The organism is Paenibacillus sp. PvR133 (assembly GCF_017833155.1).
Classification (GTDB): Bacteria; Bacillota; Bacilli; order Paenibacillales; family Paenibacillaceae; genus Paenibacillus; species Paenibacillus polymyxa_B.
The window spans coordinates 4,669,341-4,693,392 of record NZ_JAFIBS010000001.1 but is presented as its reverse complement, the minus strand read 5'-3'; the positions used below and the strand labels follow the sequence as shown (position 1 = coordinate 4,693,392).

The following is a 24,052-nucleotide window of genomic DNA, read 5'->3' as shown; positions in this document are numbered from 1 at the left end:
AATGATTTGACGAATGAAATTATAGAATGAGGCAGGAGGAACTTTGAATGTTAAAGATTGCATTTATAGCGCATGACCGAAAAAAGGATGAAATGGTGAATTTCATAACGGCCTATGAGCATGTTTTTACAGATCACCAATTATTTTCAACAGGTACAACAGGTCTGCGCATTATGGAGCAAACCAAGCTTCAAATTCACCGTTTCATGTCCGGGCCGCTTGGAGGAGATCAGCAAATCGGGGCTATGGTTGCGCAAAATGACATGGACTTGATTATATTCTTGCGTGATCCGCTCATGGCACAACCGCATGAGCCGGACATTAGCGCCTTGTTACGTTTGTGTGACGTGCAGGGGATCCCTTTGGCAACTAACGTTGCAACTGCTGAAATACTGGTTAAAGCATTAGACCGTGGCGATTTTGCTTGGCGTGAGCTGGTACATAAATATAAACCGGGCATTGACCAGCAGGGTGATGTAAAATGACGCTGGACATCCTGATTTTCGGAGCCCATGCCGACGATGCAGAAATAGGAATGGGTGGCACGATTGCCAAGCATACAGCCGCTGGTTTAAAGGTGGGCGTGTGCGATTTGACGCGGGCTGAAATGTCATCCAATGGTGATGTGGATACTCGTATGTCAGAAGCTGAACATGCTTCGAAAGTGCTCGGGCTTGCTGTGCGTACGAATTTGGGTCTACCTGATCGTGGATTAAATGTCACTCCTGAACATGTAGCTGCAGTTACAGCAGAAATTCGACGCCATGCACCGAAAGTTGTATTCGCTCCTTATTGGGAGGATCGGCATCCAGACCATGTCATGTGCAGCAAGTTGGTGGAGGAAGCTGTATTTAACGCCAAGTTGCGACGTTTTATGCCAGAAAATCCTGCGGTACAGGTAGAGCAATTATATTTTTATTTTATTAATGATATTGGCAGAACGGATTTGATTGTGGATATTACCGAGCATTATGAAGTCAAAGAACAGTCGTTGTTGAGTTATGCTTCGCAATTTCAGGCAGCGCCTGGAAAGGATACGGTATCCACACCATTAAATCAGGGATATATGGAACGCGTAAAAGCTCGTGACTCGTTGTTGGGTCAGCGCAAACTGATTTCGTATGCAGAAGGCTTTGCGTCCAAAACGCCATATCTGGTTAAGCTATTCACATAAGGATTTTGCAAAAATCCAATAAGCGACTTCCAGTGAACAAGATATAGATCGAAATGGTTTAGTTTGTCTATATCTTGTACTTCGGAGCAATTGGAATCGAATTTTGCAAAATCCTGACATAAGAATTCTATACATGAGCATTTTGCAGAATGTTAAAATAAATCAGCAGAAAAGTTATCACTGATGGGCGGAAGGAGGCAGCTTAGCTTGAATGACAAACTGAAAATTGGAATTACCTGTTATCCGTCGCTGGGTGGCTCCGGCGTAGTGGCTACTGAGTTGGGTAAGTTGCTGGCAGAAAAAGGGCACGAGGTCCATTTTATTGCCAATAGCATTCCGTTCAGATTAGGCGGGGCGTTTCAAAAAAATATTTTTTATCATGAGGTTGAAGTTAACGATTATTACGTGTTTAGATATCCGCCATATGATTTGTCACTGGCGACCAAAATGGCCCAAGTCGCACAAATGAAGAATTTGGACGTACTCCATGTTCATTATGCGGTACCACATGCAGTATGCGCTTACTTGGCGAAGGAAATGGTGGGTGATCATCTGAAGGTGGTAACCACCTTGCATGGTACGGACATTACCGTGTTGGCACAGGATGAGTCGTTGAAGGACCTGATTCGGCTGGCTATTAACAAAAGTGACGCTGTGACAGCGGTTTCCAAGGATTTGATTCGGGAGACGATAGATGCGTTGGAAATTACACGGCCTATTGATTTAACCTACAATTTTGTAGATAAACGGGTATATTATCCACGAGATGCCGCTGCGCTTAGAAGTGATTTTGCCCAACCGCATGAAAAAATAATGATGCATATTTCCAATTTCCGTCCTGTCAAAAGGGTGGGAGATGTGTTGGATATATTTGAAAGAGTGCAACGTAAAGTACCTGCGAAGCTTCTGTTGGTGGGGGAAGGACCGGATCTTCCAAAAATCCGTTGCAAAATCGAGACTTTAGGTCTGCAAGATAAGGTCTTCTTTTTAGGTAAGCAGGATCAGATCGCAGAAGTGATTTCTATGGCAGATGTACTGCTGCTTCCCTCGGAAAAAGAAAGTTTTGGTCTAGTTGCGCTGGAAGCAATGGCCTGTGGAGTGCCGACTATCGGTTCTCAGGCAGGGGGAGTACCTGAACTCGTTGTGCATGGAACTACAGGGTATCTTGCTGAAATCGGTAATACGGAGGCAATGGCTGATTATGCAGTAGAGCTGTTGTCCGATGAAGCGATGGCGGAACGTTTCCGTGAAGCGTGTCTGACACGCGCCCGTACCGTTTTCTGTGATAAGCTGATTACCCGTCAATATGAAGAAATATATTACCGTGTGTTGGGACGCGAGGTGCCGGATCTTAAACCGATCAGCGTTTAAGGGGGCGGACTCGCGTCCGTTTTTTATATTGAATACTTGCAAAGGGGGAAACCCTGTGAATACAAATACTTGGCAATATGCTGACCAAGAGATGGCTCTTCATGGTAGAGAGGTCATACATACACTAACAGCAGCAGGACACGAAGCTTACTGGGTCGGTGGTTGTGTGCGGGATGAGCTATTAGGACGAGCTATTCATGATATGGATTTGACCACTTCGGCTGAGCCTGAACAGGTCATAGCGCTATTCCCTCACGTCATTCGGACAGGGATTCAGCATGGGACGGTTACGGTCATGCAGGGTGGTCATGCGTTCGAGGTGACCACTTTTCGTACGGAAAGCGGTTATGCCGATCACCGCCGTCCAACGGAAGTTGCCTTCGTGAAGGATATCCGTGAGGATCTGATGCGACGGGATTTTACTATGAATGCGATTGCGATGGCAGAACACGGAGAGCGGGTGGACCCGTTTGGGGGAGAAGCCGATTTACGAGCTGCTCTCGTTCGTTGTGTAGGCCGAGCCGAGGAACGCTTTGAGGAGGACGGGTTGCGGATGCTGCGTTGCATCCGTTTTGCCTCTGTATTTCGGTTCCGCGTTGCATTCAACACCTGGAAAGGTATGATTCGGCGCAGAGAGGGACTTCGTTACATAGCCATGGAACGTGTGCGGGTCGAGCTGGAAAAGATGCTGGCGGGCCCTGACCCTTTACGTGGGTTGGAGATGCTGGGGCGTAGCGGATTGCTCGGCTGTACGAAGGTTCCGGTTCCCTGGGAGCAATGTGAAGCACAAGCGCTCAAGGGGATCGTTCAACTGCAAGAAGAACTGCGGTGGGGCCTGCTCTTAATGTCTTGTAGACTTACCTCAGAGGCAGCGGACGAGCTACTAAGAGCTTGGACCTTCTCCAACGCGGTACGACTTCGGCTGGTTCATTTGCTGGAATGGGAGACCGAATTAATCTACAGTACTGGTGTCATAGCTGGCGACTCCGTTACGGAGGAGTCTGACATTATCAACGATGAGGCACTGCGTCGTAGCTGGATTCGACTGCTAATTAGACTGGGAAAGAAGACAGCTTCAGACTGGCTTGATCTTTACAAGACACTGCCTGCTTCATTCCGCGGATTACCGCCATGGGTAGAAAAGCATGTGGCGAAAACAGCCGAACTGGCAAGCTTGTGGACAAAGCAGGCTGTAGTCGTTCGTATCAAAGATTTAAATATTACAGGAAATGAACTGGTTCAGGCGATGAATCGACCAGGCGGACCTTGGCTGGGTCAGATGATGGAACAGCTTTTACAAGCTGTTGCCTGTGGAGATATTCCGAATGAAACAGAAACATTGCTTCAGGAAGCGAAACGGGTGATGAGTAGTGAATAATCATGAAAGATTGTTAGGCATACTGGAGGAAGGTACATCCGATTACGTATCAGGGGAGGAAATCAGCCGACGGCTCTCGGTTAGCCGAACAGCAGTATGGAAGCAGATCAACAAACTGCGTGAGTTGGGCTACAATATTGATGCCTCCTCGCGTCGGGGCTATCGGTTGATATCCCGACCGGATCGGCTAGAAGTCTCCAAATTGGCCGATATATTAAATACCCAATCGTTTGGCCAGCGTATCGTTGTACTGGATTCGACGGTATCCACTCAGCAGGATGCCATGCGTTTGGCAGAAGAGGGCGCGCCAGAGGGGACAGTAGTGCTTGCAGAGGAACAAACGGCAGGTCGGGGACGTCTGGGGCGGAAGTGGTATTCACCTCGTGGCAAAGGAGTCTGGCTGAGCATTGTGTTGCGCCCTACCCAGCCCTTGGCTTTTACCCCCCAGCTAACGCTACTTACAGGTGTAGCAGTGTGTAGAGCCATTCGTCGGCTGACGGGTGTGGAGGCTGGTATCAAATGGCCAAACGATCTGCTGATTCATGGTCGCAAAGTATCCGGTATTCTGTTGGAATCTGCAACAGAGGATCAACGGGTTCGCTATTGTATTGCAGGGATCGGCATTGACGTAAATTTGAATAAAGAAGAATACCCGGAAGAGTTATCGCAGGTGGGAACGTCATTGAAAATAGAAGCAGGGCGTGAAATTGACCGTACTGTGCTGATTGCCTCAGTGCTGGAAGAGATGGAACAGCTAAGTAAGTTGTATGCCGAGCAGGGGTTCCAGCCTATAGCCATGCTGTGGGAGGCTTTGTCCGTGACTATGAACCGTAGTGTACGGGCACATACCGGACAAGGGATAACTGTAGAAGGTACAGCTGTTGGCTTGGACCCTTCCGGGGCACTCGTGATAGAAACGGATCAGGGAGAGCGAATTCAGGTCATTTCAGGGGATATACAATTATAGAAGCGACCTTAGCTATGAAAACGACCGAAATCGTTCTATTCCCTGTGCAAAACTTCACGTGAAAAAGCTGATGTTTTTTGTTATACTGTGCAGGAGGCGGCATCGGACGGTCCGAGCTGCACTCCAGGGGCACATGCTCTACTTAGCAAGTTTGTAAGACCATCATAACTTCATTTGAAGGTTACGTTGGATTCTGCTCTGAGCCGAACAGGACCGAGACAGAAGGGACGATCTCAAAATGAGTGTCTTTTTTGGCTGTTCGGACCTTTTGATGACGCAGATGTACAGGCGTTCATAAAAGGTTATTTTTTGTGCCAAAAAAAGATGGAAGGGAGCCATTCGCAATGGCAGGAAAACAAGCACTGAATATTGTGAAAATGAAAAAAATGAAGCAAGAGGGCATTCCGCTCAGTATGCTGACCGCCTATGATTATCCATCGGCTAAAATAGCCGAGGAGGCGGGAATTGACATGATTCTCGTAGGTGACTCGCTGGGTAACGTAGTTCTTGGTTACGATTCAACCATCCCTGTAACCTTGGATGATATCGTGTACCATTCCCGGGCAGTCGCAAGAGGCGCGGAACATACATTTATCGTAGCGGACATGCCTTTTATGACATATCACAGCAGCGTATCAGAAAGTCTTCAGGGCATCCGCCGTCTTATGCAGGAAGGACATGTGCATGCTGTTAAATTGGAGGGCGGAGCTGAAATTGCCGATGTCGTAAAAGCAACTGTTCAGGCAGGTGTGCCTGTATTGGGACATATCGGGCTTACTCCGCAATCGGTTAATCAAATTGGCGGCTATCGCATTCAAGGCAAGGACGAAGCGGACGCACGCCGGTTGATGGCGGACGCCAAGGCGCTGGAGCAGGCGGGTGCTTTTGGCGTTGTACTGGAATTGGTAACGGAGGAAGTGGCAACAGCGATTTCTAAAGAGCTTTCCATTCCAACCATTGGAATTGGTGCTGGACGTGGATGTGACGGTCAGGTACTTGTTTATCACGATCTGATTCAGTACGCATCGCCTTATTTCAGCAAACGCTTTGTTAAAACCTATGCCGATGTAGGCGGCTTGATCCGCAGCAGCATTGAGCAGTATGTGAGTGATGTGAAAGGGCGGGCATTTCCGGCCGCAGAGCATGTGTTCAGCGCGGATGACCGCGTTGTGGAATCCCTATACGGTAAGGCAAAAGGACAGACACAGGAACAAGCTAAGGAAAAGGTGGAATCTCGGTCATGATCATCGTAAGAGAAGTGGCTCAGCTGCGCAAGATTATTGCTGAACGTCGGCAGCTTGGGACAAACGGAGCAAAAACAATAAACGATTCTGCTTCTTTACAGCAACATAAAGTCGGCTTTGTACCAACAATGGGATACCTGCATGAAGGACATGCGAGCTTGATGCACAAGGCGCGTGAAATGGCAGATACGGTGGTGCTTAGCATTTTCGTAAATCCGATTCAATTTGGACCGAATGAAGATCTGGAAAGCTACCCCCGCGATGAAGCTCGTGATTTGGAGGTAGCACGGCGCGAGGGCGTGGATATTGTATTTTTGCCAACTGTAGCAGAAATGTATCCGCAACCAACCCAAACCAAAATTCGTGTATCCGCTTTGACAGATCGCTTGTGCGGTGCCTCCCGTCCCGGCCATTTTGATGGTGTGACTACGGTGGTAGCCAAGCTTTTTAACATGATAGGTCCTGATTTGGCCTTTTTTGGAATGAAGGACGCGCAGCAGGTTGCTGTGCTCCAGCAGATGGTGACTGATCTCAATATGAACGTGACTATCGTACCTTGTCCCATCGTCAGAGAGGCGGATGGTTTGGCCCTCAGCTCCCGTAATGTGTATTTAAGTGCAGAACAGCGCGAGCAGGCGTTGGTGCTGTCCCAGTCACTGCGTAAGGTGCAAGAAGTGAGCGAAGATATTGTAACAAACACAATTACGATTCGTCAGCTACATCAAATGGTGGAGTCCACCATTACTTCCTCTCCTTTAGCAGACATTGATTACATTGAAATATTAACTTTTCCCGGTCTGGAGCCCCTTCGTCCCGAGCAACGGCTATGTGATGTTCAGGAAGACGTCATCGTAGCGCTGGCTGTGAAATTTGGCAATACCCGACTGATTGACAATATAAGAATACAGAAGGCGGAGGTGCTTTCCCATGTTTAGAACCATGATGAAATCCAAAATTCACCGCGCTACCGTTACGGAAGCTAACCTGAACTATGTGGGGAGTATCACTATAGATGAAGATCTCATGGAGACATCGGATCTGTTGGAGAATGAAAAGGTTCAAATTGTAAACAATAACAATGGAGCTCGACTGGAAACCTATGTTATCCCCGGACCGCGTGGGAGCGGAGTGATCTGTCTCAACGGTGCGGCAGCCCGTTTGGTGCAGCCTGGTGATACAGTCATTATTATTTCCTATGCTTCCATGTCGAATGAAGAGGCCAAAACATACAAACCAACAGTGGTATTTGTTGATGAACATAATAAACCAGCCCAAACGATGAACAAAGAAGTACACGCGACGATCATGTAATGAATGGGAGTGCGGATGAAACCCGTCTTTTAAGCGAAAAATGTGAGTGTATTAATCCATCTTTCATAAGGGCGGGATGCACATGTTCCAGCATGTATTCGCAGAAATGAACAGCATGTTAGATGATATCGTGAAGCATTACCCATCAGCCCAGGGCTCCCGCAGGCAGGAGCTGCTACAGCACTGGAGTCTGCTGCGGAGAATGAGTGACGGAATTATGGATGAGTGGCTGGCCTTTGAGGAAAAAATGGTTTGCTTGCGTGCGGCCGGATTTTCCGCAGAGACCGATATGTCTGACACTGAGCTGCCTGAAAAAGAGCTGCCAGCTTTTAATCGGGGGCAAGGGTATTATCGATTACTTATGTACCCTGAGGCGATCCAACAATTTGAGCAGGTACTACAGCATTTTCCGAACAGCTGGCAGAGTCGCATGTATATGGGAATGGCCTATTTTCAACTAGATGATCCAGCAGAGGCTGTATGCCATTTTCAGAAGGTGCTGGACCTGACTGAGCAGGCAGGACTAAAGGCGGTCATCTATAATGCGCTAGGCTGTCTGTTGGCAAAGCAGGCTGACGTAGAGGAGGCGCAAAAATGTTTTGCTCTCGCACATCAGTTCGATCCTGCGTTACCCGAGCCGCTGCACAATATGGAAGCCTGTTTGTCCGGTACCGAAAAGCTTCGATACGACAGCTCCATGATGACCTGGATGTAGTTGTCAGACACCGAGTAAGACGATGCATGCCCACCTCCTCAGGCGGCGTGTGCATCGTCTTTTTTGGCTGTCTTAATTTCCAAACAGGCGATCTTCTGCTATGCTAATATATAGAGTTATTATTTTTGTAAGTGTCATAAGAAAGGATTAAGCCCGAATGAAATTTGCGGTATTGGATTTTGAAACGACAGGCACCCAGTCCGCGGATGACATCATTCAAGTCGGACTTGCAATTATAGATCATGATAACAGCATTTCCCGTGTTTACGGCTCTTATGTGAACCCTGGCAGATCTATTCCACCTTTTATCACTGGATTGACCGGAATTACAGACGATGACGTCAAGGATGCTCCTGCACTTGAAGAAATGATGATGGAGCTCGTGCCTATGCTGGACGATGTTGTGCTGGTCGGTCATAATGTGGCGTTTGATTTTAATTTTTTGCAAAACGCTCTGGATCGGTGCGGATATTTACCGTTTAGCGGAAGAATCTTGGATACAATGGATTTTCTGAAAATTATGTTTCCATCGCTATCTTCGTATCAGTTGGGTTTTGTGTCTTCTGAGTTCGGGCTGGCGCATGATCGCCCTCACCAAGCAGACAGCGACGCGTTGGCTACGGCTGAGGTGTTTTTAAAGTGTCTGGGTGAACTTCAAGCATTACCTCTGATAACGATACAGCGGCTTAGTGATTTGTTTGCAGAGGAAGACAGTGACCTTGGATGGTTTCTTGATGGGGTGCGTGAAGAGAAAGAGCTTGATCCTATTCAGGATTTGGAGGGACATCAGTTTTTTCGTCAGCTTGCGCTAAAAGTGGAAGATTGGACGGAGCTAGCTGCACCGCGTAGAGAAGATGACCCGAATCCACTTTCAGGTGTTTCCTTTGAGGAGTACATGGATGATGTGCGGGACAATTTGCGTTCATCCTTGAGCCAATATGAGGAGCGCGAGGCGCAGATACAGATGATTGAGGGTGTAAATCAGGCACTGAGTGAAGACAAGCATCTGCTGATTGAAGCAGGTACAGGAACAGGAAAGTCTCTCGGTTATTTGCTCCCATCGCTGTATCACAGTGTAAAAAAAGGACAGCGCGTTATGGTAAGTACACATACGATCAACCTGCAGGAGCAATTACGCGAGCGCGACATTCCGATGCTGACCAAGGTGATTCCGTTTCCGTTCCGGGCTGCTATTTTCAAGGGTCGGGGACATTATTTGTGTCTGCGTAAGTTTGAACATAAAATAAACAGAAGAGACTTCGCGACACCGAAGGAAGACTTAATTACAGCGGCTCAGATGATCGTCTGGTTGACGCTAACAGAAACCGGTGATGATGAAGAACTGAATCTGAGCAACCGTGGAGGGGATTTCTGGGAAACGGTGGCGAGTGATTCAGAGTCCTGTCTTGGTCGTTCTTGTCCATGGTTCCGCAAATGTTATTATCATCGTGCACGCCATGAAGCAGGGATAGCGGATGTCGTTATTACGAATCACTCTAAGTTGTTCACAGACGTCAAAGCCAGTCACCAGTTGTTGCCGAGCTATGAACATCTGGTGATTGATGAAGCCCATCACCTGGAGGAAGTAGCTGGTAAGCACCTAGGTATGCATATGAAATATTTCACACTCGTGCATACACTGACGCGACTGTTCAAAGACAGCAAGAATGGACAACTGCCTTCACTTCGTCAACAGTTGGCAAAATCGGGGCACGAGAAGTCGGCGGATTGGGCTTCAACCATCGATCAGATGTATCCGCTCGTGTTAGAGGTTAAGGAAACTTGGGACCTGCTAAGCGACAAGCTGTTTGGCATGTTGCCAGAGCGAAGCGATGCGACACCGGGTGAAACAGGACAGTTTTCTTCCCGTCTCAAACCTTCGGCCAAGCCTGCAAAGTGGGATCAGGCGGGGGCTTTGGAAAATCAGCTATATGTAACGATGAGCGAAATTTTGCGTAAGGGCGACAAGCTGATGCTGGACGTCAAGGAAGAACATGACGATTATGCGGCAGATAGCCTTATTACAGATATCACGGGTCTGCTCAAGGATTTGGCGGGAATCCGAGAAAATTTGCGCTTTTTTATCCGACTCGATGATGAAACAACCGTATACTGGCTCGAAGCGAGTGGGCAATTCCGTAGTAAATCATTGCAATTTTATGCGGTGCCCGTCGATGTGAGCCGCCAGTTGAAAGAAATGTTTTTTGACAAAAAAAGAAGCATTATTCTGACGTCTGCTACCTTATCGGTAGATAAGTCGTTTCAGTACATGATCGATCAGCTCGGCTTGCAGGAGGCCGCAGATCAAGAGCGGCTGATGACTTCGCAGCTCCCGTCACCCTTTAATTACAGGGATCAGGTGTTGCTGGTCATTCCACGGGATTTCCCAAGCGTGAAGGGCAGTGTAGGAGATGCACACTTTGTAGATATGCTCGTTAGCTCTCTAGGAGCGACTGCTCAGGCGACGCGGGGGAGAATGCTCGTTCTGTTTACTTCCTATCGGATGCTCCGGCAAGTGTATGAGCCGCTCAAAGAGGCCTTAGCATCCAGCGAAATTACTGTGCTGGGACAAGGTGTGGACAGTGGGAGTCGCAGCAAGCTAACCCGCCGTTTTCAGGAAGCCAAAGCTTCTGTATTGCTGGGAACCAGCAGCTTCTGGGAAGGCGTCGATATTCCAGGAAAGGCTCTGACTTGTCTGGCCATTGTTCGCTTGCCGTTTCAACCGCCGAATCACCCGTTGCTGGAGGCAAAAAGCGAGCTGCTTCAGCAGCAGAAGAAGAATCCATTTATGAAGCTGTCTGTACCACAAGCGGTCATTCGCTTCAAACAGGGATTTGGTCGGTTAGTACGTACAGCGAGCGACCACGGGGTCGTTATCGTTTACGATACGCGTGTGATCGAATCCTATTACGGAAAGCACTTTTTGTACTCGTTACCGGGACCAAAAATGGAGCATATGCCATCGGAGCAAATGGTGCCCCGCATCGCCGAATGGCTCCAATCCGCCCCGGAGACAGAGGCATAACGGACGGACACTAAGTATGTTCGTTACAATTAGGGGGAGCAAGTATGAAATCAGATAAAATTTCAGAGGCTGTCGTACGGAGGTTACCCGTATATTTACGTTATCTGAATGCACTTCACAAACGGGAGGTGGCTACGGTCTCTTCTCAAGAGTTGGGACAGAGGCTAGATTTGAACCCGGCCCAAATCCGTAAAGATCTCGCCTATTTTGGAGATTTTGGTCGGAAGGGTATCGGTTATGATGTTTCTTATCTAATTGAGAAAATACGCCATATCCTGAAAATCGACCAGCAAATTAATGTCGTATTGGTCGGTGCGGGTAATCTGGGGCAAGCCCTTTCGAATTATAACGCTTATTTAAAAGACAATATGAAGATTGTCGCAGTATTTGATGCGTTTCCGGATAAGGTAGGGACCAAGATCAATACATTGGTCGTTCAACCGATGGATGAACTGGAAGCGACTGTGAAAGAAAAAAACATTCGAATCGGGATTATTACCGTACCTGATTTTGAAGCACAGCACGTGGCTGACAGGCTTATTGAGAGCGGAATTGGAGCGATCCTGAACTTTGCACCGACTACTCTCAAGGCACCGGCCAACATTCGGATTCATGCCACAGACTTTACAACTGATTTGCTTAGCCTCGCTTATTATTTGGAGGACGGAAAGGAAGAAACACAATATGACAGTGAATAAATGGATGATTAAAAACGGCTCTTTTGCCGTAAATGGATCAGAAGCTGGGGTAGTCCATGGTTTTATGATTGTGGAGGATAGCCGTATTACTTATATTGGCGAAACTTTGCCTGCGGGTGAGGAAGAGACGGAAGCGATCGATGGTAAGGGGCTATTGTTTTTACCTGGTCTGATTAATACTCATGGTCATGCGGCGATGTCTCTGCTGCGTGGGCATGGAGATGACTTGGCACTTCAAGTATGGCTTCAGGAGAAAATGTGGCCTATGGAAGCCAAGTATACATCTACGGACGTGTACTGGGGTACGTCCTTGTCTGTGCTGGAAATGCTGAAAGGTGGAACAACGACCTTCCTGGATATGTACGATCATATGGATGAGGTGGCTCGTGTAGCTGAAGAGTCAGGTATTCGTGCAAGTCTGATGCGTGGAGCAATTGGACTTTGCTCGGAAGAAGAACAGCGAATCAAGCTGGCTGAGGCCGTGACTTTTGCGCGTAACTGGCATGGTAAAGCAGACGGGCGTATTACAACGATGATGTCTCCGCACGCGCCATACACATGTCCACCTGCGTTTATTGAAAAATTCGTACAAGCTGCGCATGATCTGGACTTGCCACTGCATACGCACATGTCTGAGACGATCGCCGAAGTGGAGCAAAACGTACGCGACTACGGTTTGCGTCCAGTTGCACACTTAGATAAGCTTGGCTTTTTCTCCCGTCCTTCGCTTGTTGCCCATGGCGTTCATTTGAACGACGAAGAAATAGCTTTACTGGCTGAACGTGGTGTAGCGGTTTCGCATAATCCTGGTAGCAACTTGAAGCTGGCAAGTGGTGTGGCCAGAGTGCCTGAATTGCTGCGTGCAGGGGTTACTGTTTCTCTCGGAACGGATGGTCCTGCCAGCAATAATAACCTGGATATGTTCGAGGAAATGCGTCTGGCGGCACTTATTCACAAGGGTGTATCCGGTGACCCTACGGCAGTTCCTGCAAGTGAAGCGCTGCGCCTGGCAACAGAATACGGTGCAAAGTCGATTGGTTTAAAAGAAGTAGGAGCGTTGGCAGCAGGCAACAAGGCTGACTTTATCGCGTTGGATCTGAATCAGGCACATTTCTTGCCGCGTACAGATCTTATTTCCCATGCGGTATACTCTGCAAGCGCCAAGGACGTGGCTCATGTGTGGGTAGACGGTCGCCAGGTTGTGAAAAACGGCGAATGCCTGACTATGGACGAGGAACGTATCAAACATGAGGCACAAGCCGCCTTTGAAGGGCTGCTGTCGCGCTAATTTAGGTGTCACATCCCCTTAGAGAGGAAGCACAGGTTTGAAAAATAAGAAAAAGTGGATAGCGGTCGCCATTTTGGCCGTGATACTGATCCTGATCAGCATTTTCTGGTATTATTCCTATGTTACTCAAGACCAGGTGGCTGAGGAAAATGCTGCTATCATTAAGGCCAAGCAATCAGGTGGTCTGGTTAGCACGACTCAAACATGGAAGTCTGTGTGGGATCAGGTATACTGGGTGGTTCAAGGGAAAAATGCACAGAATGAAAATATAATGGTGTGGGTTCCTTTTCAAAAAGTGGAAGGACAACCTAACGTACCTGCCGCAGATAATAGCGGTGTTCACACCGAGTTGCTGAAGAACGGAGTCGATGAGCAAAAAATGACGGCAATAATTCAGCAGCAGCTTCCAGGTGCAAAAATTGTAAGGCTTCAGCCGAGTGTGTTCAATGGCGAATATGTGTGGCAGTTGTTTTACGATGATGGAAGTCATCATTACTACACCTTTTATCGTTTCTCAGATGGGGTAGCGACGGGTGTGAAATATACTTTGCCCAATAACTGAGCTGGTGTGAGGATTGGCAAATGTGGAATGAATGACTAGTAAATGATTAAAAGCTCAAGAAAAAGACGTAAATACGACAAAATTCGTATTTACGTCTTTTAGTTTTGCTATGCCGTAAAGCTGGCTGAAAGCCAGTGAAGCATCTTTACCTATCCATCTTCTCTCCTAGGTCAAATTCATCTTTGTGGCGGGCAACAGCGATCGTAAGATCAAATCCTACACGCAGCGTCTCGCCTCCACCATAACCAAAGATTTTGCCTCATCACAACTCCTCCACACATTGCCTTCGATATTAGATATACGTTATGATATACTATATTTTATAAGTGATAGACAAAAATGATAGAAAAAAGAATTGCTGATCACTATAAGATCATGCAATTTGGTTGTTTGTTGACATTCGTCCCGTTTCTTCTGGGTTTTACATTTTGAGAGGAGGATGTTGTTTGAAATTGCGTGCAGTTCCTATCGTTGTGGCGGCAGTTTTGGCAGCTTTGCTGCTATTTGGGGGATGGTTCATTTACCGTCAGGTTACAATGCAAAGTCCTCTGGAAAAACTGGTATCTCAATATCCAGGCGTGACAAGCGCTCAAATAGATATTAAACAGGATCAGGTTGTATTGAAACTAGATCTCAAACCGCAGGCGGATGTGGCCAGATTGGTCGATGTGGTTAAGCAAAAAGGACAATCCATCATCGGCAGCCGCACCATTAAGTTGGATATCGCAGATCGTTCCAATTCAGCACTGAATCAATGGTGGTCTGAGGCTATGTTTCCTGTGGCCGAAGCGATGGAAAATAAAAAGTATACTCAAATTTCATCTACAGTTGAGCAGATGAAAAAGAAAAAGACGGGTATCAAAGCTGATACCGATATGGATTCGAACAATGTCTATATCCGACTCAGCGAAGGTAAAGCGACCAAGTTTATCGTTTTGCCACGTCAATCTCAGCAAATGGGGGTATGGCCTAATGCCTAGATGGATTAAGGAAATATTAATCGGCATTGTGCCGGTAACCATTATATTTCTCGTTTTTATTGGGGTAAATATTATCCCTCTTCTGGTTGCTGGCGTGATGTTCAGCGGCTTGTTAATGCTTATGCATGCGCGTGGCGGTTTGGCCGTGGGTGCTGGGCAAGAGCGTAAACGTAAAAAAAATGGTCCGGACAAGCTGACTTTTGAGGAAATCGGTGGGCAAGAAAGCGCTAAGCAGGAACTGCGCGAGGCCCTGGATTTTTTGAATCGACATGATGAAATTTCCAAGTTTGGTATCCGTCCATTAAAAGGCGTTTTGCTCACTGGTCCTCCGGGAACAGGAAAAACGCTGATGGCGAAGGCAGCGGCACACTACACTAATTCTGTATTTGTTGCAGCCTCAGGTAGTGAATTTGTTGAAATGTACGTTGGTGTTGGAGCGGGTCGTGTCCGTGAGTTGTTTCGGGAGGCGCGTACTCGTGCAGCCAAGGAAAAGAAGGAAAATGCAATTATTTTTATTGACGAAATCGATGTAATTGGTGGTAAACGTGAGGGTGGACAGCAACGAGAATATGATCAGACTTTGAATCAGTTACTGACAGAAATGGATGGTATTTATTCCGCAGATACACCGCGGATTTTGATCATTGCGGCAACAAACCGTAAAGAAATGCTGGACAGCGCCTTAACGCGTCCAGGGCGTTTTGATCGTCATATTCAAGTGGATCTGCCTGACAAGAAGGGCCGTCTTCATATTCTAAAAATTCATGCCAAAAACAAACCGATTCAGGAAGATGCAAATCTGGACAAAATTGCTGAAGAATCTTACGGGTTTTCCGGCGCACAGCTGGAGAGCGTGATGAATGAAGCGGCAATCTATGCGATGAGACAGGATCAGAAAATGATTGCGCAGAAGCATCTGTCGATGGCAATTGACAAAGTGATGATGGGTGAAAAGACAGACCGAGAATCGACCTTGGAAGAGAAAAAACGTGTAGCGATTCATGAACTAGGACATGCTATTATGGCCGAAATTGTTCGTCCCGGTAGCGTAAGCCAGGTAGCACTTAGCCCACGTGGGAAAGCGCTTGGCTATGTGCGCCACAATCCACAGCAAGAGCATTATTTATACACCAAGCAGTTCCTGGAGGAGCAAATTATGATCTCGCTCGCAGGGGCTACGGCGGAAGAAATGTACTATGGCGGTCGCAGTACTGGCTCAAGTAATGATTTTGAGCAGGCGCTGAACATCGTTCATACGATGATGACTTCCGGTTTGACTTCACTTGGCATTATTAACATGGAAATGGTAACCAAAGAAGAACTCATGCGGGAAAATGGCGAGATTATGGCTGACCTGCATACCCGAACTTTGGAGCTGCTGGAAAAGCATCGTCCTGTGTTCGACAACTCACTTGACATCCTGATGAAGGAAGAAACTCTGTCTGGAGACCAATTTAGATGTCAATTTAGTGAAAATGCTTTATTACCAGCATAATTTTTTATGCTGGTTATTTTTTTTTACTTTTAGTCCGTGCTAAGATATTATTATCTATTGGGACATAAACATGTATTTTTCGACAAAGAAGGATACAATATATGAGAGTGACCAGGAAAGGGTGGAGTAAAGAATCATGCAATTTAAAAAAATCGGCGTCATCGGCGGCGGCACTATGGGACAGGGGATTTCTGAAATGCTCGCGTCCAAAGGAATCGATGTGCTGCTGGTAGAGCAGACACCAGAGAAACTAGACTACGCCTACAATATGATTGAAACGAGTCTGGACAAACAACTGGAAAAGTGGGCAATTACTCAAGCTGAGAAAAAATTGATCTTATCCCGTATTCAAAAAGTAATTCATTTGGCGGAGCTCGGCAGCTGTGATATGGTCATTGAGACTATTACAGAGAATCTGGACGAGAAGAAAGCAGTGTTCCAAGAGCTAGACCATGTGTGTCCAAGCAATATTATTCTTGCAAGTAATACATCCACGCTGAGCCTGACCGAGCTTGCTAGCTCGACCAAGTATCCTGAGCGTGTTATTGGTATGCACTTTATTTATCCAGTATCCCGTATTGATCTTGTAGAAATTATTCGTGGTTTGAAAACTTCGGACGATACATTTGAAAACACTAAATTGTTCGTGGAAGAGATAGTGGAGAAAAAAGGAGTCATGATTTATGAATCTCCTGGATTCGTAACAAGCCGGATTATCTGTCTGCTGATTAACGAAGCGGCCCATGTACTTCAAGAAGGCGTGGCTTCCGCTGATGATATCGATGACGCTATGCGAATCGGATATAACTTCCAAAGCGGTCCTTTGGAAATGGCTGACCGCTTTGGTCTGGATTCCGTTTTGGCTGCTCTGGAGCGTATGTTCCGTGAATTCGGCGAATTGAAATATCGTCCGTCCATCGTACTGAAGAAAATGGTGCGTGCAGGTAATCTGGGCGTGAAATCGGGCGAAGGCTTCTTTAAGTACGACAAGGATGGTGACCGGATATGAAAATTCTCGTAATCAATGCAGGGAGTTCTTCCCTGAAATACCAATTGTATGATATGACGGACGAGTCCGTTCTGGCAAAAGGATTGGTAGAGCGCATCGGTATGGATTCCTCCATTCTGACGCATAAGCCAACCAATAAAGAAGAATACACTGAAGTTAGCGAGATTTTGGAACATACTACAGCCATCCGTAAAGTGCTGAACGTACTCACAGATGCTGAACATGGTGTAATCTCCAGTACTAGTGAAATTCAGGCTGTGGGCCATCGTGTGGTTCATGGAGGCGAAATCTTCAAACAGTCAGCAGTTGTAACGCCTGAAGCGAAGAGTGAAATCCGTCGCTTGTTTGACCTGGCGCCACTGCATAACCCTGCTTCCATGATGGGGATTAAAGCGGCTGAATTGAATATGCCAGATGTACCACAGGTTGTGGTATTTGATACCTCGTTCCATCAAACTATGCCTGAAAAAGCTTATATGTACGCCATTCCAAGAGTGTTGTACAATAAGTATAAGGTTCGTCGTTACGGTGCCCACGGCACTTCCCATGATTTTGTAAGTAAGGAAGCCGCCAAATTCCTTGGTCGTCCTTTGGAAGACCTGAAGATTATCACTTGTCATATCGGTAATGGTGGTAGTGTAACAGCAGTTCAAGGCGGTTTGTCTGTTGATACTTCCATGGGTATGACTCCATTGGAAGGTCTTATGATGGGTACTCGTAGTGGTGATTTGGACCCAGCAATCGTACCTTATGTCATGAACAAAGAAGAATTGACTGTCAATGAAGTCAATTCCATGTTGAACAAGCATAGTGGACTTTTAGCTATCTCTGGTATCAGCAGTGACATGCGTGAAATCACAGAAGGTATGGAAAAAGGCGAAGCTAATTCTACATTAGCATTCGAAATGTATGAATACCGTCTGCGCAAATACATTGGATCGTATGCTGCCGCAATGAACGGGGTAGACGTAATTGCATTTACAGCAGGTGTAGGCGAGAACTCCATCGTTCTGCGTAAGAGAGTGTTGGAGCAATTGACATTCCTCGGTATCGAGCTGGATGAATCGTTGAATGCTATTCGTTCTGGCGAGCCTCGTCGGATTACAACTGCAAATTCAAAGGTAGAAGTACTGATCATTCCAACGAACGAAGAACTGGTTATTGCCCGCGACACGTTCCGTCTGGTTCAGTAGTTCGGTTCGAAAGTGTAAACTTTATGCATGCGGACTATTGTTTGAGTTCCGCATGCACCAAACAGCGAGAGCAAACAGCCTGACCCAGGGGGAAGGGCTGTTTGATTTTCGGTTAAGAGGAGAGAGACGGTCATGACGAATAAAAGTACGATTGCCCAAGTGGGCCGCCATGTAGGGGAAACGGTTACAATCGGCGCTTGGGTAAACAATAAACGATCTAGTGGTAAAATTCAGTTCCTGCAACTGCGCGATGGTAGTGGGTATATTCAAGGGGTTATCGTGAAAAGCGAAGTGTCCGAGGATATTTGGAATGACGCCAAATCCTTGACTCAAGAGAGCTCCCTTTACGTTACTGGAGTGGTGCGTGAAGAACCGCGTAGCCAATCGGGCTTTGAATTAACGGTTACAGGCATTGAAATTATTCATTTGACCGAAAACTACCCGATTACACCCAAAGAGCATGGTGTAGATTTCCTGATGGATCATCGTCACTTGTGGCTGCGTTCCGCCAAGCAACGTGCTGTTCTGATCGTACGGGCGGAAATTATCCGTGCTGTACAGGAATTCTTTAACGGCAACGGCTTTACGAAGGTGGACCCACCTATTTTGACTCCTTCCTCTGCAGAAGGTACAACAGAGTTGTTCCACATTAAATATTTTGATGAAGATGCGTATTTGACACAAAGCGGACAGTTGTATATGGAAGCCGCGGCAATGGCGCTGGGCAAAGTGTATTCCTTTGGTCCAACTTTCCGTGCGGAAAAGTCCAAAACACGTCGTCACCTGATTGAGTTCTGGATGATCGAGCCTGAGATGGCTTTTGTGGATCATGAAGAATCCTTGCGCGTTCAGGAGCAGTTTGTAAGCCATATCGTGCAATCTGTCCTGAAAAACTGTGCGAAGGAGCTTGAAACAATCGGACGCGATGTTTCGAAGCTGGAGCAAATTCAAGGCGAATTTCCACGTATTACGTATGATGAGGCGATTGCCTTCCTTCAAGGTGAAGGTTTCGATATCCCATGGGGCGAAGACTTTGGTGCTCCTCATGAAACGGCGATTGCTGAAAGATATAACAAACCTGTGTTCATTACACATTGGCCAACTCACATTAAGGCATTCTATATGAAACCAGACCCAACCCGTCCAGAGGTTGTTCTGTGTGCCGATATGATCGCTCCTGAAGGCTATGGCGAAATTATTGGGGGTTCCCAACGGATTGATGATCCAGCATTGATGGAAGAACGTTTTAACGAGCATAACTTGGCTCGTGAAGCCTACCAATGGTATATGGACCTGCGCACCTATGGTACCGTTCCGCATTCCGGCTTTGGACTGGGCCTGGAGCGTACAGTAGCATGGATTTGTGGACTCGATCATGTACGTGAAACGATTCCGTTCCCACGTATGCTGTATCGTTTGTATCCGTAACCGATGACCGGATCATTCGACAAGACATCAGCGGCAGAATGGGCGGAGGGAGTAGCCTTTGCTATGGAAGCCGGAATGGTCCAGATTCCCTATGCCCTGCTCAAGCATTATCGGACACTTCGGCTGACAGATGCTGAAATGCTGCTACTGATGCAGTTGCTTGCCTTTAAACAAGCGGAACGTAATGAATTTCCGACATGGGAACAATTGCAGACCCGCATCGGATGTACTGCGAACGAAATCGCACTCTATTTCAGTAAGCTCATGAAAGAAGGATTTTTGAGAATCGATTCCGTAGAAGACCGCAGCTCATCCGTACAATTCGAACGTTACAATTTGACGGGGCTGTATCGTAAGTTGGCAGAATGTATGATCGCCGAGCGTAACGAGCAGCACGATGAAGATGACATTTTGTTTGCAGGAAAGCTGGATTTACTGAATGGAATAGCAGAATCCCCGCTTACAGAAGAACGGAATTTGTTTACGATTTTTGAGAAAGAATTTGGGCGACCATTATCACCGATGGAATACGAGACGATCACCAGCTGGGTGGATCAGGATCGGTATCCCGAGGAGCTGATTTTGCTGGCTTTGAAGGAAGCGGTATTTGCAGGGAAGGTACATTTCCGGTATATAGACCGCATTTTGCTGGAGTGGAGCCGAAACCGTGTTCGTAATGCACAGGATGCCAAAGAATACGCCCAGCGATTCCGTGGTGGCGGACGCAATTGATATATCGGTCTAAGTCTTTTAGGCTAAGCAGTAGACTTATGTATCGAGGTTGTCACTGCAAATTGGCTAATGTGCAATGAGAACAATCTGGAATATCGCCTGTGCGCGTGAACTAAGCCGAAATGAAAGCGAGTAAATAGGCTTTAATGATAGAGGACACACCATTCCGTCAGGAGGGTGTGTCCTTTTTAAATATTTTTTTGAAATATGCAGGGGAAGGAAATTTCCTGGCGTCTATAGTATTGGGAAGGGGGAGAGCGTCATTGATATAGAGAGAATCATTGAACGAATACGGTCCGGTGACCGGCAGGCGTTCCGTGAGATCGTAGAGCTGTACAGCAAGCATGTATTTCATGTCGCCTATTCGGTACTGCATGACAGCAAGGAAGCAGAAGATGCCGCGCAGGAGGCATTCGTTCAGGTGTACAAGTCTCTCCCCCAGTACCGGAACGAAGGTTTTAAAACGTGGCTGAGCCGAATTGCGCTCCACAAAGCGCTGGATATTAAGCGCAAACAGGACAGACGACCCGCAGAGCTTATAGACGTCGCACAATCCCTTGTACAGCTCCCTTCCCGGGATGAGGATGTGCTGGCTCGTCTCATTCGCGAGGAACAAATTGAAGAACTATCGCAAAAAATCGCCCAGTTGCCCCAGCAACATCGGGATATTATTCAAGCCTATTATATGCAGGGCAAAACCTACGACCAAATTGCAGAAGAGACGCAGGTAGCTTTAAAAACAGTAGAGTCGAGGCTCTATCGGGCGCGGCTATGGATTCGAAACCACTGGAAGGAGGAGGAATGGCAATGACTGACCAACAGGATAAACCGTGGATTGAAGGGAAATCGAATGACTGGCATGCTTACATTGCAGGAACTTGCACGATAGAGGAGTCTGCCCGGCTGGAAAAGCTCCTGCTGGAAGACGAACAGGCGCTGATGCTATATCTTGTCGCACTGGAGCAACTGGAGTCAACTATGAAAGATTATTCTGCCTGGATGGATACGGAGCGCTTCACAGATCAGGTAATGGCCGTTCTTCCCGAGATAGAAGCTGAACCGAATCAAGTTCTGTTTAAAAAACGCCGCTGGTTTGAAAAACCTGTGTTTCACTACGTTGTCGCCGCAAGCCTAACGTTGATCTTGTTGTCCAGTGGAGCCTTTGACAAAATGATGCCGCAAACAGATGGAAAGCCGATTCCTCCAAAAGAACGCGTTTCTTACAGTGAAGAGGTCATGCGAGCTACAACAACCTGGCTCGATAAATTAAAGCCCTAAATCATCGGATAAAGGCTGAGATGAAAAAACTCAAACAACAACCTTCAAATGGGGACTTTATTAAATCCCATAAATAGAAAGGAAGTGTAGCGATGCCTTATGCGGAAAGAAGCAAGCTCTTGGCATTTCTATTGAACATCATTCCCGGTGTGGGACACTACTACTGGACCAGAAAAGCCAATGCGTTTGTATACACCATTTTGTTTTTCGGATGTCTGGCGGGAGGATTATTTTTTTCAGTGGTTTCAAGAGACGAATTACCTTTATTGGCCAGTATGTTTGTTGCCGCTCTTTTTTGGGGGCTGAGTATGCTGCATATCATTATTAGCTTATTACGTTATGATCCTCGTGCAGGTGCTGTTCCATATCCCCCACATGCAGGACCCAATCCATATGGTTATTACTCGCAAAGTGGGCCTTATGGACATGCTGGTTCAACGGGAGAGGTACCGGAGGGGGCAACAGACGCGGATGTGGATGCACCGGGAGCAGGAATGGGATATGGCCCGGGCTATAACCATTATCAACAAGGACACTATGGTATGGCAGGATCACCTGCTTTTCAAAAAGGATCAGAGAATGAACGCTTTTTTACGATTTTGCTGTCGTTCATTCCTGGATTGGGACACCTTCATTTGGGGCTGATGCAGCGTGGTTTGTCTTTTCTGCTATCTTTCTTTGGCTTTGGAGCGATCCTCGTTTTTATTACCAGCATTACAAACGAATCCGGATTTTTGGCGTTTGCGGGCGTGCTGCCGATCATTTGGCTGTATTGCATGTTTGATGCGGTGCAGCATGTACATCGCAAACAAGCGGGAGAAATGCTTCAGGACCGGACTTTGTTTGAGGAACTGGAGCATGGAAGAGTCGAGGGACGGCGGAGTAAAATGCTGGCTACCATTTTATCGGTATTTCCCGGTGCTGGACATATGTATATCGGTTTGCAAAAGCGTGGACTCCAGCTTATGCTTCTGTTTTTAGGAGGCATCTATGTACTGGACGTGCTACATCTTTCACTCTTTTTGTTCCTGATTCCGGTGGTTTGGTTTTACAGCTTTTTTGATGCGTTGCAGCAAGTAAGCCGTTATGGACGGGAGCCGCTGATCGACAAGCCTGTGATCGGTATGTTTGCACAATATCACCGCTGGGTAGGCTTGGGGTTGCTATTGCTGGGCGCCTATTACATCTTAATCAATGTACTAGTTCCTACTCTGGATCGTCTGTTTCCGAATGGAGAGATTTATAATTTGGTTGACATGTATCTACGGACGATTATCGTATCCTTATTGTTGATTGGCGGTGGTATTTGGATGATGATCGGGAATTCCAAATCTAAACGAGTAAAGGAGAAGCAATAGAATGGATACTGAGTTTTCAAAGAGTGAGGCTCCCTTTAAGGGAGCCCATCATCCTCATAGCGATGGAGGAGGCTCCACAGGTATATTGGGTACATCGTCTAACAAAAATAGTTCCTCTAAAGCGTCAAACGCTCCGGCAGGGGTGTGGAAAGTCGGAAGGCTGTCAATGGGACTTTTCCTCGTCCTGCTGGGGGGCATAACGTTTGCCTCCAAGTTTTGGGGAGCGGGCATACTGGACCAGGCTTTGACCTGGTGGCCTGTCGTTTTTGTTTTGCTGGGGTTGGAAATTTTAATGTATACTGCTTGGAAAGGGACGCGTGAGCGCATTCGTTATGATTTATTCAGTATGTTTATTACGGCGGTATTGGTTTTTTGCTGTATCGGATTTGCCTTGGTCAGTTCATTGGGGATCACTCCGCAAGTCAGAGAAATAATGAGTTCGGTTCAGGAAACAAGGCTTCTCCCAGACTGGCATGAAAAACTGCCTGCCGGAGTGACCAAGGTGATTGTACAGGGAGAAGATCCTTATGCGGTCAAAATTGATGCAACCACCTCACCGGAGGTGCATGTGTTCGGGAGTTATGTATACACAGGCAAAGAGGACGAAATAAAGGGGCAAGATTTATATCAGACCAAGCAAATCGGCGATACCTTGTATGTATTACTGGGTCAAATTCCGACACGGTTTATGCAGACTCAGCAGCAGCTTGATGTTACGATTGCTGTACCTGAGGGAATTACGGTTACTGTGCGCGATAGCCGAGGAAATATAATTGAAAAATAGGGAGATCTTCCGGCTCCAACTTTACATTTCGTATCATTCACGCGATACTGAAAGGGAAGCCT

The 24,052-nt window shown here is 46.9% G+C and carries 23 protein-coding genes; all 23 read left to right on the top strand.

Annotated elements, in window-relative coordinates; translation table 11 throughout:
- The first annotated feature begins 47 nt into the window (after positions 1–47).
- The 23 genes from mgsA (at position 48) to JOE49_RS20390 (ending at position 23,990) form a co-directional block, all read left to right on the top strand.
- The gene (mgsA, locus tag JOE49_RS20500) at positions 48–485 is read left to right on the top strand and encodes a methylglyoxal synthase (RefSeq protein WP_023989145.1); all 438 of its coding nucleotides are present in this window, start codon (positions 48–50) and stop codon (positions 483–485) included.
- A complete protein-coding gene (gene bshB1, locus JOE49_RS20495; RefSeq protein ID WP_068941613.1) occupies positions 482–1,174 on the top strand; it encodes a bacillithiol biosynthesis deacetylase BshB1 in 693 nt (230 codons plus the stop codon). Before mgsA ends, bshB1 begins: the two co-directional genes overlap by 4 nt.
- A 207-nt stretch (positions 1,175–1,381) precedes the next feature.
- Complete coding sequence (bshA, locus tag JOE49_RS20490; RefSeq protein WP_023989143.1) at positions 1,382–2,545, top strand: N-acetyl-alpha-D-glucosaminyl L-malate synthase BshA; 1,164 nt, start codon at positions 1,382–1,384, stop codon at positions 2,543–2,545.
- 55 nt (positions 2,546–2,600) lie between these two features.
- Positions 2,601–3,923, top strand: a complete 1,323-nt coding sequence (locus JOE49_RS20485; RefSeq protein ID WP_209942688.1) for a CCA tRNA nucleotidyltransferase — start codon at positions 2,601–2,603, stop codon at positions 3,921–3,923.
- Positions 3,916–4,890 carry a biotin--[acetyl-CoA-carboxylase] ligase gene (locus tag JOE49_RS20480; RefSeq protein WP_209942686.1) on the top strand — a complete coding sequence of 325 codons (975 nt, stop codon included), beginning with the start codon at positions 3,916–3,918 and terminating at the stop codon, positions 4,888–4,890. Before JOE49_RS20485 ends, JOE49_RS20480 begins: the two co-directional genes overlap by 8 nt.
- A 344-nt stretch (positions 4,891–5,234) precedes the next feature.
- Positions 5,235–6,134 carry a 3-methyl-2-oxobutanoate hydroxymethyltransferase gene (panB, locus tag JOE49_RS20475; protein ID WP_023989139.1) on the top strand — a complete coding sequence of 300 codons (900 nt, stop codon included), beginning with the start codon at positions 5,235–5,237 and terminating at the stop codon, positions 6,132–6,134.
- Complete coding sequence (gene panC, locus JOE49_RS20470; protein WP_160790288.1) at positions 6,131–7,069, top strand: pantoate--beta-alanine ligase; 939 nt, start codon at positions 6,131–6,133, stop codon at positions 7,067–7,069. The genes panB and panC overlap by 4 nt, the downstream gene beginning before the upstream one ends.
- Positions 7,062–7,445 (top strand): aspartate 1-decarboxylase, encoded by a 384-nt coding sequence (gene panD / locus JOE49_RS20465; protein WP_013371641.1) that lies wholly within the window; start codon positions 7,062–7,064, stop codon positions 7,443–7,445. Before panC ends, panD begins: the two co-directional genes overlap by 8 nt.
- 82 nt (positions 7,446–7,527) lie before the next feature.
- Positions 7,528–8,160, top strand: coding sequence for a tetratricopeptide repeat protein (locus JOE49_RS20460; RefSeq protein WP_061829188.1), 633 nt, complete (start codon positions 7,528–7,530; stop codon positions 8,158–8,160).
- 157 nt (positions 8,161–8,317) lie between these two features.
- Positions 8,318–11,185 carry an ATP-dependent DNA helicase DinG gene (gene dinG / locus JOE49_RS20455; protein WP_053325663.1) on the top strand — a complete coding sequence of 956 codons (2,868 nt, stop codon included), beginning with the start codon at positions 8,318–8,320 and terminating at the stop codon, positions 11,183–11,185.
- A 44-nt stretch (positions 11,186–11,229) separates the two neighbouring features.
- A complete protein-coding gene (locus tag JOE49_RS20450) occupies positions 11,230–11,883 on the top strand; it encodes a redox-sensing transcriptional repressor Rex (protein ID WP_013310684.1) in 654 nt (217 codons plus the stop codon).
- On the top strand, positions 11,870–13,171 hold the full coding sequence (locus tag JOE49_RS20445; protein ID WP_209942684.1) for an amidohydrolase: 1,302 nt from the start codon (positions 11,870–11,872) through the stop codon (positions 13,169–13,171). Before JOE49_RS20450 ends, JOE49_RS20445 begins: the two co-directional genes overlap by 14 nt.
- A gap of 37 nt (positions 13,172–13,208) precedes the next feature.
- Positions 13,209–13,733, top strand: a complete 525-nt coding sequence (locus JOE49_RS20440) for a cell wall elongation regulator TseB-like domain-containing protein (RefSeq protein WP_075154387.1) — start codon at positions 13,209–13,211, stop codon at positions 13,731–13,733.
- A 446-nt stretch (positions 13,734–14,179) separates the two neighbouring features.
- The gene (locus JOE49_RS20435; protein WP_023989132.1) at positions 14,180–14,713 is read left to right on the top strand and encodes a hypothetical protein; all 534 of its coding nucleotides are present in this window, start codon (positions 14,180–14,182) and stop codon (positions 14,711–14,713) included.
- On the top strand, positions 14,706–16,208 hold the full coding sequence (locus JOE49_RS20430) for an AAA family ATPase (RefSeq protein WP_069079759.1): 1,503 nt from the start codon (positions 14,706–14,708) through the stop codon (positions 16,206–16,208). Before JOE49_RS20435 ends, JOE49_RS20430 begins: the two co-directional genes overlap by 8 nt.
- A 136-nt stretch (positions 16,209–16,344) precedes the next feature.
- Complete coding sequence (locus JOE49_RS20425; protein WP_160790358.1) at positions 16,345–17,217, top strand: 3-hydroxyacyl-CoA dehydrogenase family protein; 873 nt, start codon at positions 16,345–16,347, stop codon at positions 17,215–17,217.
- Positions 17,214–18,410, top strand: coding sequence for an acetate/propionate family kinase (locus JOE49_RS20420; RefSeq protein WP_023989129.1), 1,197 nt, complete (start codon positions 17,214–17,216; stop codon positions 18,408–18,410). Before JOE49_RS20425 ends, JOE49_RS20420 begins: the two co-directional genes overlap by 4 nt.
- 132 nt (positions 18,411–18,542) lie before the next feature.
- Entirely contained in the window at positions 18,543–19,838 is a 1,296-nt protein-coding gene (gene asnS, locus JOE49_RS20415; protein ID WP_013310674.1) for an asparagine--tRNA ligase, read from the top strand.
- Positions 19,839–19,841: 3 nt separating this feature from the next.
- Positions 19,842–20,570: a DnaD domain protein gene (locus JOE49_RS20410; RefSeq protein ID WP_348635878.1), complete on the top strand. Its 729-nt coding sequence runs from the start codon at positions 19,842–19,844 to the stop codon at positions 20,568–20,570.
- Positions 20,571–20,706: 136 nt separating this feature from the next.
- On the top strand, positions 20,707–21,381 hold the full coding sequence (locus tag JOE49_RS20405; RefSeq protein WP_305954142.1) for an RNA polymerase sigma factor: 675 nt from the start codon (positions 20,707–20,709) through the stop codon (positions 21,379–21,381).
- Positions 21,378–21,848: a hypothetical protein gene (locus JOE49_RS20400; protein WP_023989126.1), complete on the top strand. Its 471-nt coding sequence runs from the start codon at positions 21,378–21,380 to the stop codon at positions 21,846–21,848. The genes JOE49_RS20405 and JOE49_RS20400 overlap by 4 nt, the downstream gene beginning before the upstream one ends.
- A 92-nt stretch (positions 21,849–21,940) precedes the next feature.
- On the top strand, positions 21,941–23,206 hold the full coding sequence (locus tag JOE49_RS20395; protein ID WP_160790429.1) for a multi-tm2 domain protein: 1,266 nt from the start codon (positions 21,941–21,943) through the stop codon (positions 23,204–23,206).
- Position 23,207: 1 nt separating this feature from the next.
- The gene (locus JOE49_RS20390) at positions 23,208–23,990 is read left to right on the top strand and encodes a hypothetical protein (protein ID WP_209942674.1); all 783 of its coding nucleotides are present in this window, start codon (positions 23,208–23,210) and stop codon (positions 23,988–23,990) included.
- The last annotated feature ends 62 nt before the right edge of the window (positions 23,991–24,052 follow it).

Coding starts and splice junctions, on each gene's coding strand:
- mgsA (WP_023989145.1), top strand. CDS start 48: ATGTTAAAGATTGCATTTATAGCGCATGACCGAAAAAAGGATGAAATG.
- bshB1 (WP_068941613.1), top strand. CDS start 482: ATGACGCTGGACATCCTGATTTTCGGAGCCCATGCCGACGATGCAGAA.
- panB (WP_023989139.1), top strand. CDS start 5,235: ATGGCAGGAAAACAAGCACTGAATATTGTGAAAATGAAAAAAATGAAG.
- panC (WP_160790288.1), top strand. CDS start 6,131: ATGATCATCGTAAGAGAAGTGGCTCAGCTGCGCAAGATTATTGCTGAA.
- panD (WP_013371641.1), top strand. CDS start 7,062: ATGTTTAGAACCATGATGAAATCCAAAATTCACCGCGCTACCGTTACG.
- JOE49_RS20460 (WP_061829188.1), top strand. CDS start 7,528: ATGTTCCAGCATGTATTCGCAGAAATGAACAGCATGTTAGATGATATC.
- dinG (WP_053325663.1), top strand. CDS start 8,318: ATGAAATTTGCGGTATTGGATTTTGAAACGACAGGCACCCAGTCCGCG.
- JOE49_RS20450 (WP_013310684.1), top strand. CDS start 11,230: ATGAAATCAGATAAAATTTCAGAGGCTGTCGTACGGAGGTTACCCGTA.
- JOE49_RS20445 (WP_209942684.1), top strand. CDS start 11,870: ATGACAGTGAATAAATGGATGATTAAAAACGGCTCTTTTGCCGTAAAT.
- JOE49_RS20430 (WP_069079759.1), top strand. CDS start 14,706: ATGCCTAGATGGATTAAGGAAATATTAATCGGCATTGTGCCGGTAACC.
- JOE49_RS20425 (WP_160790358.1), top strand. CDS start 16,345: ATGCAATTTAAAAAAATCGGCGTCATCGGCGGCGGCACTATGGGACAG.
- JOE49_RS20420 (WP_023989129.1), top strand. CDS start 17,214: ATGAAAATTCTCGTAATCAATGCAGGGAGTTCTTCCCTGAAATACCAA.
- asnS (WP_013310674.1), top strand. CDS start 18,543: ATGACGAATAAAAGTACGATTGCCCAAGTGGGCCGCCATGTAGGGGAA.
- JOE49_RS20410 (WP_348635878.1), top strand. CDS start 19,842: ATGACCGGATCATTCGACAAGACATCAGCGGCAGAATGGGCGGAGGGA.
- JOE49_RS20400 (WP_023989126.1), top strand. CDS start 21,378: ATGACTGACCAACAGGATAAACCGTGGATTGAAGGGAAATCGAATGAC.
- JOE49_RS20395 (WP_160790429.1), top strand. CDS start 21,941: ATGCCTTATGCGGAAAGAAGCAAGCTCTTGGCATTTCTATTGAACATC.
- JOE49_RS20390 (WP_209942674.1), top strand. CDS start 23,208: ATGGATACTGAGTTTTCAAAGAGTGAGGCTCCCTTTAAGGGAGCCCAT.